Source organism: Flavobacterium sp. WC2509, from assembly GCF_052683105.1.
This window is the reverse complement of record NZ_JBQZFG010000001.1, coordinates 2,874,855-2,888,478: the sequence shown is the minus strand read 5'-3', so window position 1 is coordinate 2,888,478 and position 13,624 is coordinate 2,874,855. Positions and strand designations below refer to the sequence as shown.

Below are 13,624 nucleotides of genomic sequence, written 5' to 3'. Positions count from 1 at the left end.
CCGTTGGGCTGTGTTTTTTGTTTTTGAGGACATTACCATTTTATTAAATATTCAAAAACTAAAAAGGCAAACTATTAAAAAACATAATTTGAAATTGGGTTCTACTCGAGTTGGATAAGATTTGTGACATTACACCTACTTCCATTTTTAAGCTTTTATTAAAACAGTATCCGACACCGCCATAAATACGGTCTCTGTCAAAATAACTAGCTTCGGTATTGATAAAAATTTCATTATAAGCCGAAGCATATATTGCATTTTTATCCATCTCTTTTTTATTGATTGGAACATTCAAAGAAAGAAAATACCGCAAACGCATCTTATAATCATCTTCAATAAATCGTTGTTCAAAACGGTATCTGTGCTGAATATTTACTCTTCCAAATTGTTGTTTAGTGATGAACTGCTCAAAAATTCTATGCTCATCCGTTTTAGACTTATCATCTGTTCCTGATATATAAGGTTCAGAATAAACAAAAGCATATCCTAGCAATATATTATTATTGTTTTCGGATAAATTATATCCAATCCCAGTTCTTAAAAGCAGTTGTTGTAAATCTCCAACAAAATTATAGTTTCGATATTGCACCTCATTGTGAAAATTCCATCGATTATTTATTTTTTGATTTCCAAAATATATAAACCAGTTCCCTACTTCTGAATCTTGTGCATTTCCATTGGCAAACGTAAAAAACACCAACAAAAAACAAAATGATTTTAACCTATTTATCATTTAATTTATTTTTTCTTTGACTTTAGGACTTTCAACTTTAGGACTTATTAAACCACAAATTTCAATGGCAAATGCACCACTTTTTTAGTTTCAAAGAATTCATCTTCAAAAAAATCTGCAATATTATATTCAGTAGCTCTTGGAAAATCTTTTAATTCTTCGGTTAAATCTCCGCCTTTTAGATAAAGAATACCATTTTTCAATTCATGTTTGTGTTGTTTCTTTATTTTTGTTTTTACCCAAGAAACGAAGTCTGGCATATTGGTTACCGCACGACTCACAATAAAATCAAAATCACCTTTTACATTTTCGGCACGAAGTTGCTCTGCTTTTACATTTTTTAATTCCAAAGCTTCGGCAACCGCTTGTACCACCTTTATTTTCTTAGCAATCACATCAATTAAATAAAAACGAGTTTCTGGAAAAAGAATTGCTAGAGGAATACCTGGAAATCCTCCTCCTGTACCTACATCCAAAACATAAGTTCCTGGTTCAAATTTATTTACTTTGGCAATAGCCAAAGAATGCAATATGTGTTTGGTATACAAAGAGTCAATATCTTTTCTAGAAATAACATTGATTTTTTCATTCCAATCATGGTATAAAAAATCCAGTTTTTTAAACTGTTCTATCTGAATATCAGACAGTTTAGGAAAATACTTTAAAATCTCATCCATCTTATTAATTTTTAACAAAAGTACTGCTTTTAGCTTAGAAATATTTAACTCAATATTGTATGTTGAAAATTTATATTGGTTACCTTTGCAAACATTCAAAAAATTATATGAGTAATACCGCACCAACATTTGCAAAGCAGGACAGTTTAAAATTTTTCAGGACACTTAATTCTCGTGTGAATAACTATTTCAAAGAAAATAATATCGAGAAAACAGGTAACTGGAAAATCCATTTAAAGACCGTAATTCTTTTTACAGTTTTTCTTGTACCCTATTTTTTGATACTTACTTTAGACATGCCTTTTTGGGTTCATCTACTGTTGACTATCGTTATGGGAATTGGAATGGCTGGAATTGGTATGAACGTAATGCACGATGCAAATCACGGATCCTATTCTACCAAAAGCTGGGTTAATAAATTCATGGGAGGTACCATTTATGTTTTAGCAGGAAACGTTCACAACTGGCAAGTACAACACAACGTATTACACCATACCTACACCAATATAATTGGGCATGACGAAGACTTAGAAGCAGGTAGAATTATGCGTTTTTCTAAAGAAGCAGAATGGCATAAATTTCATAGATTTCAACAATATTATGCTGTATTTCTATATGGTTTACTAACTTTTAATTGGGCGATTACTACTGATTTTAAGCAAATGAGAAATTACATCAAAAGAAAATTATCTTATGGTGAACCTAAAAGCCCAAAAGTACTTTGGACCACTCTAATCATCACTAAAATCATTTATTTAGCTATTTGGATGGCTTTACCAATGATTATTGGAATCACTTGGTGGAAAGTTTTGGTTGGATTTTTTGTAATGCACTATACCGCTGGATTAATCTTGAGTATTGTATTCCAATTGGCACACGTAGTAGATGAAGCTGCCAATCCACAACCAAATGAAACTGGCGAAATGGAAAACACTTGGGCTATTCACCAATTATTTACCACAGTAAATTTTGCTCCAAAAAACAAAATTGTAAACTGGTACACAGGAGGATTAAACCACCAAATTGAGCACCATATTTTTCCACATATTAGCCACGTACATTATGGAAAAATTGCAAAAATTGTAAAAGAAACGGCAAAAGAATGCCAATTACCGTATTACGAATACAAAACAATGTCAGCTGCAGTTGTGGCACATTTCAAACATTTAAAAACGCTGGGGCTAGAACCAGCTCTTTAATAATTAACAAAAAACTAAAAATTTACATTTTAATGAGCAATCCACTTTCAGACAGAATTAACAATTTAGCTACATCACAAACATTAGCGATGGCTGCATTGGCAAGAGAATTAAAAGCACAAGGAAAAGACATTATCAGTTTAAGCTTAGGAGAACCAGATTTTAATACTCCAGATTTCATCAAAGAAGCTGCTAAAAAAGCGATTGATGACAACTACAGTACGTATTCTCCAGTTGACGGATATGTTGATTTAAAAGAGGCTATTTGCAGAAAATTCAAAAGAGACAACGGATTAGATTACAAACCATCACAAATCGTAGTTTCAACAGGGGCAAAACAATCATTATACAACATAGCCCAAGTAATGTTAAACGACGGTGACGAAGTTATCTTACCTGCACCTTACTGGGTTTCATATTTTGAAATCGTAAAATTATCAGGAGGAGTTCCTGTAGAAGTTCCAACTTCTGTAGATACTGATTTTAAAATCACTCCAGAACAATTAGAAGCAGCTATCACGCCAAAAACAAAAATGATGTGGTTTTCTTCTCCTTGTAATCCATCTGGATCTGTATACAGCAGAGAAGAATTAACAGCTTTGGCTAAAGTATTAGAAAAATATCCAAACGTATATGTAGTTGCTGACGAAATCTATGAGCACATCAATTTCTCAGGAACTTTCTGTAGTATTGGTTCTATCCCAGGAATGTTAGAAAAAACAATTACTGTAAATGGAGTAGCAAAAGCGTTTGCAATGACAGGATACAGAATTGGATACATCGGAGCACCTGAATTTATCGCAAAAGCGTGTACTAAAATTCAAGGTCAAGTAACTTCAGGAGCAAATTCTGTAGCACAACGTGCAACAATTACTGCTGTAGATGCTGATCCATCTGTATTGAATCACATGGTTCAGGCTTTCCATAGCCGTAGAGATTTAGTTGTTGGATTATTGAAAGAAATTCCAGGAATCAAAATCAACGTTCCAGAAGGAGCATTTTATGTATTCCCAGACGTTTCTTCTTTCTTTGGAAAAACATTAAAAGGAACTCTTATCAAAGATGCAAATGATTTCTCTATGTATCTTTTAGGTGAAGCAAACGTAGCAACTGTAACTGGTGATGCTTTTGGAAACCCAGATTGTATCCGTTTCTCTTACGCAACTAGCGAAGACATCTTAAAAGAAGCATTAAAAAGAATCAAAGAAGCAGTTTCATATACTGAAGTTACTGCTTAATATAATTTTCTTTAAATTTTAAAAATTCCGGATTTCAGGCCTACCGCTTGAAATCCGGATTTTTTTTTATCTGAGTACACCCTTAAGTACAAAAAAACTATCATTAAAAAATCACACCTCATGGTACAGGATAGTAGAACTCGTTTTTATATATATTTTTATCCAATTCTAATCAACCTTTCTATTAATTATGAACCAAAATTTACAAACCAAGTTTTTCAAAAAAACAATTCTCTTATTGCTCTTACTATTTGGAATAACCACTCAAGTAACTGCTCAGCATACTGTTGAAAAACTTAATCGTGGACTAGTTGCCATTCGACTAAACACTAATCAAGTCTATATTGACTGGAGAATGCTAGGAACCGATCCAATAAATACAACTTATAATTTGTACTTTAATGGAAAAAAGGTCACCGAAAGTCCTTTTGCGACAAGCACCAATTTTACACATGACATCACTACCAACGGAGCTTATACTGTCCGTGCCATCATTAATGGAGTCGAAGAACCTGTTTCAGAGACTGCCACTGTTTGGGCCGATCAATATTTAGATATTCCGATGCAAATACCAGATGGTGGAATTACTCCGGATAATGTAGCTTATACCTACAACGTAAATGACTGCAGCGTGGGCGATGTAGATGGCGATGGTCAATACGAAATTTTTGTCAAATGGGATCCATCCAACTCACATGATAACTCGCATAAAGGGTATACAGGAAATGTATTTATTGATTGCTACCGTTTAGACGGCACTCGCCTTTGGAGAATTGACTTGGGTAAAAACATTAGAGCTGGTGCTCATTACACCCAATTTATGGTTTATGATTTAGACTCGGATGGTAAAGCCGAAATCGCCTGTAAAACCGCCGATGGAACCATAGACGGAACAGGAACAGTTATTGGCTCAGCTACCGCAGATTACAGAAATGAATACGGATATATTCTATCAGGCCCTGAGTTCTTAACTGTTTTCAATGGAGAAACCGGTAAAGCAATGGCAACAGCCGACTATTTACCATCACGTGGGGAAGACATAGGAACGTGGGGAGACCGATATGGAAATAGAGTAGATCGTTTTATTGCAGCCGTTGCTTATCTTGATGGCGAAAAACCTAGCTTAGTAATGGGTCGTGGTTATTATACAAGACTTGTGCGAGTAGCTTGGGACTGGCGAAACAATAAACTCACACAAAGATGGATTTTTGACAGTAACGATTCTGCGAATTCCAGTGCTGCTGGGCAAGGTAATCATCAAATGACAGTAGGTGATGTTGACGGCGATGGCAAAGATGAAGTCTGTAATGGCGCCAGCACAATTGACGATAATGGCACGCTATTATATGCTAACGGCTTAGGCCATGGAGATTCTTTACACATGACCGACATGGACCCTGACCGTCCTGGACAAGAAGTATGGCAATGTCATGAAAGCCCTAGAAGTTATGGAGACTACGGTCTTGAATTTAGAGATGCAAAAACAGGAAAACCATTATGGGGTGCTAGCGGAGAAGGAAAAGACGTAGGCCGTGGCCTTGCTGCCGATATAGATCCTCGTTATAAAGGATATGAATGTTGGGGAGCCAAAGGAAATTTATATGATTGTAAAGGAAATGAAATCGGGACTTCAAAACCTTCCATGAATTTCGCTATTTGGTGGGATGGTGATTTAAACCGAGAATTGTTAAATTCAAATAGAATCGACAAATGGGATTATAGCAATGCAAAAAGCGTCAATTTGCTAACAGCCACAGGATATTCATCAAACAATGGAACTAAATCAACGCCTTGTCTGAGTGCCGACCTTTTTGGAGACTGGCGTGAAGAAGTTATATTCCGTAAATCTGATAATACTTCCATTAGAATTTACACGACTACTATCCCTACTACTCATAAATTATACACTTTAATGCACGACACTCAATATAGAGTAGCAATAGCATGGCAAAACTCTGCCTATAATCAACCACCACATCCAAGTTTCTATTTAGGAGTTGACATGGCGCCGCAAACAAAACCAAATGTAGTTGTAGCAGGTAAAAAATAAAAGACGCAATAATCAACTTTAGTTTTTCGTAATCAAAAGCTTCAAGATTTTTCTTGGGGCTTTTTTTTATCAATACAGCAAACCAACAAATAACAACATTGTTCATTTTTTTAACTTAAAAAAAATAAAAATAAGAAAAATAATCACAATTTATTATTATTAACTATTTATTTTGTGTATTTTTCACAATTATTAGCTAACCTACTCAACCAAAGCATTATGAACAAAAAAATCAAAGCCAATTTCCTCAGAAAAACAGCTATTTTACTTCTGTTTTTATTTGGAATATCTAACCAAATAACTGCACAACGCACTGTAGAAAAACTCAATCGTGGTCTTGTTGCAATGCGTTTAAATACAAATCAAGTCTATATTGGCTGGCGAATGTTAGGAACTGAACCAACTGATGTAAGTTATAATTTATATTGCGATGACGTAAAAGTTCCAGAAAGTCCTTTTACAACTACAACCAATTTTACACACACCATCGCTACCAATGGAACTTATACAGTCCGTGCCATTATCAATGGAGTTGAAGAACCCGCTTCAGAGACTGCTACTGTATGGGCAAATCAATATTTAGACATCGCCATGCAGATACCAGCTGGCGGAACTAATCGAGACGGAGAGATTTATACCTATAATGTAAACGATTGTAGTATAGGAGACGTTGATGGTGATGGACAATATGAAATATTTGTAAAATGGGATCCGTCTAATTCAAAAGACAACTCTCAACCAGGTTTTACAGGAAATGTATATATAGATTGTTATCGATTAGACGGAACCTTTCTTTGGAGAATCGATTTAGGAAGAAACATTCGTGCCGGAGCACATTATACTCAATTTATGGTGTATGATTTAGATTCTGATGGAAAAGCAGAAATGGCCTGCAGAACAGCTGACGGAACCATAGATGGAGCTGGGACAGTTATTGGCGACGCTAATGCAGATTATAGAAACACAAGTGGTAGTAAAACCACAACAAGCACTTATGGTGCTGTGATATCGGGTCCTGAATTTTTAACGGTTTTTAACGGACTAACAGGAAAAGCAATGGCAACTACTGATTATCTGCCAGCACGTGGAACAGTATCCTCTTGGGGTGATAGTTATGGAGGCCGTTCGGAACGTTTTGTTGCTGCGGTGGCTTATCTTGACGGATCTAAACCAAGCTTGGTGATGGGGCGTGGCTACTACACCAGACTAGTTCGCGTGGCTTGGGATTGGAGAAACAACACTCTCTCTCAACGATGGATTTTTGACAGTACTACTTCTGGAAATTCAGCTTACGCAGGAATGGGAAACCACCAAATGACAGTGGGAGACGTAGATGGAGATGGTAAAGACGAAATCTTTAACGGCTCTTCAGGGATCAATGATGATGGCACAAAATTATACGCTAATACCTTAGGTCACGGAGACGCTTTACACATGAGTGACATGGATCCTGATCGTCCTGGAATGGAAATCTGGCAATGCTTGGAAGAACCAGCCAAATACAAAACTAATGGTTTAGTATTTTTAGATGCTAAAACAGGAGCAACACTATGGGGAATACCTGCAAACGCAGATATAGGTCGTTGCAATGCTGCAGATATTGACCCTCGCTACAAAGGTTACGAATGTTTTGGAAGTTCAGGTGGTGTAAATTATTTAATGGATTGCAAAGGAAACCTTATCAGCAATAAAAAACCTACGCAGAATTTTTCAATTTGGTGGGATGCTGATTTGAATAGAGAATTATTGGATTCAAACAAAATAGACAAATGGGATTACATGAATGGCAAAACCAGCAATATGTTAACTGCAACTGGGTATTCATCTAACAACACCACCAAATCGACCCCTTGCTTAAGTGCTGACCTCTTTGGAGATTGGAGAGAAGAAGTTATCTTCCGAAAAGACGATAATACTTCTATTAGAATTTACTCAACTAACATCCCTACCACTAATAAATTATATACTCTGATGCACGATACGCAATATAGAGTCGCTATTGCCTGGCAAAATTCAGCTTACAATCAACCGCCACATCCAGGTTTTTATTTAGGAGTGGATATGGCAGCACAAACACAACCAAACATTGTTACTACAGATATAAACAAACTAGCAACCAATGACTATTCAAAAGAAGTCCCTTCGGCAAATGCTGTTGTATATCCAAATCCTGCAAACCAAACTTTCACTATCGCTGCAAAAGGCAAATTCACTTATACTATTCACAATATTATAGGGAAGGAAATCGCTAAAGGGAAAGGTGAAAACCAAGTAGAAGTATCCGAAATCGCAGCTTCATCAGGAGTATATATAATTAGTATCAAATCCGAAAAAGGAACCTCAACAGTAAGATTGATAAAAGATTAAAACCACTATTAATATCACCATCAAGAGCCTCAACATTTTTACTTGAGGCTTTTTTTATGGGGTTCCCTACGGTCGGGCTATCCGTTGCAATCTTTTGTTTTTTAAAGAAAAAAACAAAAGGATTTCCACATCTATCCCTAACCCAAAAAAGGGGACAACAAGCAAGACGTTTTTCGTTTAAAAATAAAATTCAAAAGTTTAAAAATGGAATAAAAAAACCAATCCTTTCAATTAAAAATCACATCCCTTTTTTTGTTAAATTTGAACATACTACAAGTGTAAAGCCTTTCGCTTTTATAACGAAGTAGAAATTGTAAATCATTATGGCAAATCATAAAAAGTTAATTCTTTACATCGCTCTTTTCTCTACTACCCTTTTATCAGCACAAACTGCCGAAATACCTTTTAAAGTAAATCCTCTTTTTGACCTTAAACAACCCGAGACTTTAGGACTTACTTTTGCAAAAGGGGCAGAAACATTCACCATCTTTTCACCCAAAGAAAACGAAAACAAATACAATCACGGTGTTGTTTTATTTGCTTTCAAAGGAATGCTGTATGCACAATGGCAGAGTTCTTCTATCGATGAAGATGGAGCAGACACACAAGTATTTTACAGCCGAAGCACCGATGGAAAAGTTTGGGAAAAACCAATGCCATTAACAACAATAGAACCTCAAAACATAAAAACAAGCGGAGGCTGGTGGAGTGATGGAAAGACACTCGTGGCTTATTTAGGCATTTGGCCCAAAAAAGAAAACACCCCTAAAGGAGGATTCACCCAGTACATAACATCTACAGATGGAATACATTGGGGAACACCAAAGCCAGTAACAAATAGCGAGAACAATCCTGTATCAGGAATTATCGAACAAGACGTTCATAGCTTACCAAACGGCAGAATTATAACCGCTTTTCACATGCAGCCTGGTCTAATCGCAACGCCGTTCTATACCGATGACACTTTGGGAATAACTGGATGGAAATCTGGCAAAATGGAAAACCTTCCTTCTAAAGATATTACTATTAGCAGAGAATTGGAACCTAGTTGGTTTTACAGAAAAGACGGTGCAATTGTAATGATTTTTAGAGACCAAAACGGTACATTTAAAAAACTAGCTGCTATAAGTCATGATAACGGAGTAACCTGGACCATACCAACACTTATCGATACACCTGATTCCAGAGCGAAACAAAGTGCTGGAAATTTACCAAACGGAATGGCGTATATGGTAAACAATCCATCAGGAAACAAAAATCGCTTTCCATTGGTCATTACGGTGAGTAAAGATGGCTTTTTATTTGACAAAGCCTATTTGCTTCGAAGCGGTGGAAAAGATTTACAACCGATGAAAACCGATGGGAAATTCAAAAGAATTGGCTATAGTTATCCCAAAAGTTTTGTTTGGAAAAACTATCTGTATGTAGGATATGCTACTAACAAAGAAGATGTTGAATTCACTAGAATTCCTCTGGATAGTTTTTAGCTTTGTAGCATTTAAAATTAGAGCATTTTTCTTAAAAAAATTAGCCACAGATTTGACGGATAAAACGGATTTTACACAGATTTCATTTTTAACACATTAAATTAAAAATCCGTGCTAATCTGTTAAATCCGTGCCATCCGTAGCTAAATATTCCGTTTAGAAATACAACATTTTTTTCAAAGCAAATACCTTGCTTTTTTTGCTAAATTTGGGCATAAACAAATACACATCCTGTACGAACCTATCACAATCTGTTCGTTACATAAAATATAAAAAATGAAAATACTACTTCTAGGTTCAGGCGAATTAGGAAAAGAATTTACAATCGCCGCGCAACGTATCGGTCAAACCGTAATTGCTGTTGACAGTTATGAAAATGCTCCTGCAATGCAAGTAGCACACGGTTTTGAAGTCATCAATATGTTGGACGGAGAAGCATTAGACAAAATCGTTGCCAAACACCAACCCGATTTTATTGTTCCCGAAATTGAAGCTATCAGAACCGAGCGTTTTTATGATTACGAAAAACAGGGGATTACCGTAGTTCCTTCTGCGAAAGCGGCGAACTTTACAATGAATAGAAAAGCGATTCGCGATTTGGCTTCTAAAGAACTGGGATTGCGAACCGCCAATTACCGTTACGCCACTTCAGCCGAAGAACTGCAAAAAGGAGTCGAAGCAGTTGGAATGCCTTGCGTAGTAAAGCCATTAATGTCTTCGTCTGGAAAAGGACAATCCACCATAAAAACAGCTGCTGATATTGACAAAGCCTGGCAATACGCCGTAGAAGGTTCCCGTGGTGATGTAGTCGAAGTTATTGTGGAGGCTTTTGTAAAATTCAATTCGGAAATCACGTTATTGACCGTGGTTCAAAACGACAACCCTACCCTATTTTGTGCGCCAATCGGACACAGACAAGAACGTGGCGATTATCAGGAAAGTTGGCAACCGGCAAAAATATCGGACGCAGCCTTATATGAAGCTCAGGATATGGCCGAAAAAGTAACGGAAGCTTTGGGCGGAGCAGGATTATTTGGCGTCGAATTTTTCCTTGCCGATGACGGCGTTTATTTCTCAGAGTTATCTCCAAGACCTCACGATACGGGAATGGTTACTTTGGCGGGAACACAAAACTTTAATGAATTTGAATTGCATTTACGTGCTATTTTGAGTTTGCCTATTTTCGAAATTACTTTAGAAAAAGCGGGAGCGAGTGCCGTAATTTTAGCTTCCGAAAATTCAACAAATCCAACTTTTACAGGAATAGAAAAAATCGCAGCTTTACCCAAAACCGATTTCAGAATATTTGGAAAACCTACTTCAAGACCGTATCGTAGAATGGGTGTGGCTTTGGTCAATGACACTTTGGACACTGCAATTGAGGAAGTGGTTGAAAAAGCGAAAGCTGCTGCTGGATTAGTAAAAGTCATAGCTAACTAATTAAAAAAATAAACACGAATTTCACTAATTAGCACGAATTTGAATGCTGTGATTATTTCACAAATACTCAAATGCTCAAAGAACTATTGTAATTTTATTTTTAGGGCCACAACTTTTAATTATACCATAGCCAACGGTTTCAAACGTTGGAGATATTAAAGAGACAATACAATATCGCAAATTGATTTTGCAATACGTTACCAACGGTTGAAACCGTTGGCTATGAAAGCAATGTTTGCAAACTATATTTCGTGATACAGATTCACCTTAAATATCAGTAAAAAAAACTGTGTAAATCTTTTTAATCTATGGCAAAAAAAACAATTGGTAATCTTTGCTTACTATCAATTAACAAAATACTCGCAATATCGGGTATTTTTTTTGCTTCAAAATAATTTTGAAACTGAAATCAAACAAAAAATGTAGCGTATTTCGTATTATATATATACCTTAGTTTTCGAACCAAAAAACTAAACACATGTCAAATCTTACCTATAATCGCATCGATACTACAATTTCAGAATCATCTATTAGTTCCATTAAAACCAATTTGCAACATATTAGCGCTTTACTTCCTCCCAATTCATTAACAGCAGATGAGAAAAAATCTTTTCGGGGTATGGATGCCGCCAACAAAGCATTTACCGAAGACTGTATCAATCAGCTCCGATCCAATGGTGCCGAAACGATGCCTTCGTATATCAAAATTGACAATCTGATCGCCGATTTAAAACTATTTGAACAACTCGATATTCTAAAATCAATGCTTAATCAGGTTATTAGTCAGGTCAATGCTGCCCAACGATTAGCGGGAAAAGAAGCTTATGACACCGCACTAAAGGTGTATGAACTTTATGAAACTGCCTCAAAATCGGGTGTCCCTGGATCTAAAACTTCATTTGAACTGCTTAACCAAAGGTTTAAAACGAACACTGGCAGAAAATCGGATACCCAATTAAAAAGAAAACAACAATAAATAGTTATAAATAACAATTAAATTAATTTTTATAACTATTTAATTGTTTATTTTAATAATAAAATTATCTTTATAATCAATTAAATTATTATTATTAACAACCAAATTAATATATAAAATAACTAAATTGTTATTTTTGATAATTAAATTGATATATTAAATAATTCACTTCTATTTCAAATCAAATAATGGAAAAAAACGTACACATCGGCACACTATTAAAAGGATATATCAAAGAAAACAATGTTTCGAAAGCAGCTTTGTCAAGAGCCTTAGACATTGATCCAGCAAATCTTGAAGTCCGTCTTAAACAGGCTTGGATTCGCACCGATATTCTTTTAAAAATAAGCAATTTACTGCAACACAATTTCTTTACGGATATTGCCGCATTACTCCCTGATAAATTTTCAACGAACAAAATAGGAGACCAAGCAAAAGATGATTTAATAGCCGAATTGGAACTCGAAATAAAAATGCTGAAACGGGAACGTGATGTGTTAAGCAACCTCATCAGTGCAAAGATAAAATAGCCTGTTATTTCTTCAAATCCCTAAAAGCTGTCGGCGTCATTGCTGTATGCTTTTTAAACAATCGCACAAAATACGAATAGTCATCGAAACCCAATGCTGTAGCAATTTCGTTGACTGTTCTTTTTTTATCCATTAGCATTCTTTTGGCCTCTAAAATAATTCTCTCCGTAATAACCTGAGTCGTGGTCTTCTTTAGGATTTCATTGCATATTCTATTCAAATGCTTTAAGGTAATATGAAGTTGAGAAGCATAAAAGGAAGGCGCTTTTTCTGTTAAAAAGTAGTTTTCCAAAAGCACATTAAAATCTCTTATTTTCACATTATATGAATGTGTTTCGAGAATATTGTTTTCACTGTACTTTCGGGCAATTTCAATATGAATACTATCCAATACATTGATGATTTTATCCTGCTTCATCATTTTATTCCCTTGATACTCCGCCAACATACTATGAAAGTAGGGTTCTATAGCTTTGGTTTCTTTAGCATCCAAAATCATTTCGGGTGAATTCCCTAAGGAGTGATAAAACGGATAAGCGTCAATTGTCTTTTGACGAAAATAAAGATTATACATTTCCTGAGAATAAAAAACCACAAAACCATCAATATCATCAGACAAATCCCAATGATGAATTTGACCAGGCTGCAAAAAAAACATACTCCCCGGCTGAATTTTAAACGTATCAAAATCGATATCATGCGTTCCTGATCCATTGGTAAAAAGAACCAATACATACGAATTATGCCTATGCGGTTCTTCGACAAAACTGTGATCTACCAAGTGATTTTTGAAGGTATTTATATAAAAATCACTATTCACATCATTACAATTGAACCGCTGAATAGAATATATGGGATACTTTTTCATAATTTCAGAAATGTCTTTTTTGTGCTATAATTAGCGAATATAGAAAACTTTTGAGACAT

The 13,624-nt window shown here is 35.6% G+C and carries 11 protein-coding genes; 8 read left to right on the top strand and 3 right to left on the bottom strand.

Annotation, left to right across the window (positions count from 1 at the left end; translation table 11 throughout):
• Positions 1–58: 58 nt before the first annotated feature.
• Complete coding sequence (locus ACUN3A_RS12055) at positions 59–733, bottom strand: DUF2490 domain-containing protein (RefSeq protein WP_445551536.1); 675 nt, start codon at positions 731–733, stop codon at positions 59–61.
• Between the two features lie 47 nt (positions 734–780).
• Positions 781–1,410 (bottom strand): 16S rRNA (guanine(527)-N(7))-methyltransferase RsmG, encoded by a 630-nt coding sequence (rsmG, locus tag ACUN3A_RS12050; RefSeq protein WP_445551535.1) that lies wholly within the window; start codon positions 1,408–1,410, stop codon positions 781–783.
• A gap of 107 nt (positions 1,411–1,517) precedes the next feature.
• Between rsmG and ACUN3A_RS12045 the strand changes: the two genes are divergently transcribed.
• From ACUN3A_RS12045 to ACUN3A_RS12010, 8 genes are all read left to right on the top strand, one after another.
• On the top strand, positions 1,518–2,609 hold the full coding sequence (locus tag ACUN3A_RS12045) for a fatty acid desaturase family protein (RefSeq protein WP_445551534.1): 1,092 nt from the start codon (positions 1,518–1,520) through the stop codon (positions 2,607–2,609).
• A 32-nt stretch (positions 2,610–2,641) separates the two neighbouring features.
• Entirely contained in the window at positions 2,642–3,847 is a 1,206-nt protein-coding gene (locus tag ACUN3A_RS12040; protein ID WP_445551533.1) for a pyridoxal phosphate-dependent aminotransferase, read from the top strand.
• A 190-nt stretch (positions 3,848–4,037) separates the two neighbouring features.
• Positions 4,038–5,897: a rhamnogalacturonan lyase gene (locus ACUN3A_RS12035; RefSeq protein ID WP_445551532.1), complete on the top strand. Its 1,860-nt coding sequence runs from the start codon at positions 4,038–4,040 to the stop codon at positions 5,895–5,897.
• Positions 5,898–6,116: 219 nt separating this feature from the next.
• Entirely contained in the window at positions 6,117–8,264 is a 2,148-nt protein-coding gene (locus ACUN3A_RS12030; protein ID WP_445551531.1) for a rhamnogalacturonan lyase family protein, read from the top strand.
• Positions 8,265–8,587: 323 nt separating this feature from the next.
• Positions 8,588–9,751, top strand: a complete 1,164-nt coding sequence (locus ACUN3A_RS12025) for a sialidase family protein (RefSeq protein WP_445551530.1) — start codon at positions 8,588–8,590, stop codon at positions 9,749–9,751.
• Positions 9,752–10,027: 276 nt separating this feature from the next.
• The gene (gene purT, locus ACUN3A_RS12020; RefSeq protein WP_445551529.1) at positions 10,028–11,191 is read left to right on the top strand and encodes a formate-dependent phosphoribosylglycinamide formyltransferase; all 1,164 of its coding nucleotides are present in this window, start codon (positions 10,028–10,030) and stop codon (positions 11,189–11,191) included.
• Positions 11,192–11,669: 478 nt separating this feature from the next.
• Positions 11,670–12,167, top strand: a complete 498-nt coding sequence (locus tag ACUN3A_RS12015; RefSeq protein ID WP_445551528.1) for a hypothetical protein — start codon at positions 11,670–11,672, stop codon at positions 12,165–12,167.
• Positions 12,168–12,355: 188 nt separating this feature from the next.
• Positions 12,356–12,697, top strand: coding sequence for a hypothetical protein (locus ACUN3A_RS12010; RefSeq protein WP_445551527.1), 342 nt, complete (start codon positions 12,356–12,358; stop codon positions 12,695–12,697).
• Between the two features lie 4 nt (positions 12,698–12,701).
• Here ACUN3A_RS12010 and ACUN3A_RS12005 read toward each other — a convergent pair whose 3' ends face one another.
• Positions 12,702–13,565 carry an AraC family transcriptional regulator gene (locus ACUN3A_RS12005; protein ID WP_445551526.1) on the bottom strand — a complete coding sequence of 288 codons (864 nt, stop codon included), beginning with the start codon at positions 13,563–13,565 and terminating at the stop codon, positions 12,702–12,704.
• Between the last annotated feature and the right edge of the window lie 59 nt (positions 13,566–13,624).

What these genes read in the sequence shown, in the direction of transcription:
- ACUN3A_RS12055 (WP_445551536.1), bottom strand. Translation starts at nt 733, where the DNA reads ATGATAAATAGGTTAAAATCATTTTGTTTTTTGTTGGTGTTTTTTACG.
- rsmG (WP_445551535.1), bottom strand. Translation starts at nt 1,410, where the DNA reads ATGGATGAGATTTTAAAGTATTTTCCTAAACTGTCTGATATTCAGATA.
- ACUN3A_RS12045 (WP_445551534.1), top strand. Translation starts at nt 1,518, where the DNA reads ATGAGTAATACCGCACCAACATTTGCAAAGCAGGACAGTTTAAAATTT.
- ACUN3A_RS12040 (WP_445551533.1), top strand. Translation starts at nt 2,642, where the DNA reads ATGAGCAATCCACTTTCAGACAGAATTAACAATTTAGCTACATCACAA.
- ACUN3A_RS12035 (WP_445551532.1), top strand. Translation starts at nt 4,038, where the DNA reads ATGAACCAAAATTTACAAACCAAGTTTTTCAAAAAAACAATTCTCTTA.
- ACUN3A_RS12030 (WP_445551531.1), top strand. Translation starts at nt 6,117, where the DNA reads ATGAACAAAAAAATCAAAGCCAATTTCCTCAGAAAAACAGCTATTTTA.
- ACUN3A_RS12025 (WP_445551530.1), top strand. Translation starts at nt 8,588, where the DNA reads ATGGCAAATCATAAAAAGTTAATTCTTTACATCGCTCTTTTCTCTACT.
- purT (WP_445551529.1), top strand. Translation starts at nt 10,028, where the DNA reads ATGAAAATACTACTTCTAGGTTCAGGCGAATTAGGAAAAGAATTTACA.
- ACUN3A_RS12015 (WP_445551528.1), top strand. Translation starts at nt 11,670, where the DNA reads ATGTCAAATCTTACCTATAATCGCATCGATACTACAATTTCAGAATCA.
- ACUN3A_RS12010 (WP_445551527.1), top strand. Translation starts at nt 12,356, where the DNA reads ATGGAAAAAAACGTACACATCGGCACACTATTAAAAGGATATATCAAA.
- ACUN3A_RS12005 (WP_445551526.1), bottom strand. Translation starts at nt 13,565, where the DNA reads ATGAAAAAGTATCCCATATATTCTATTCAGCGGTTCAATTGTAATGAT.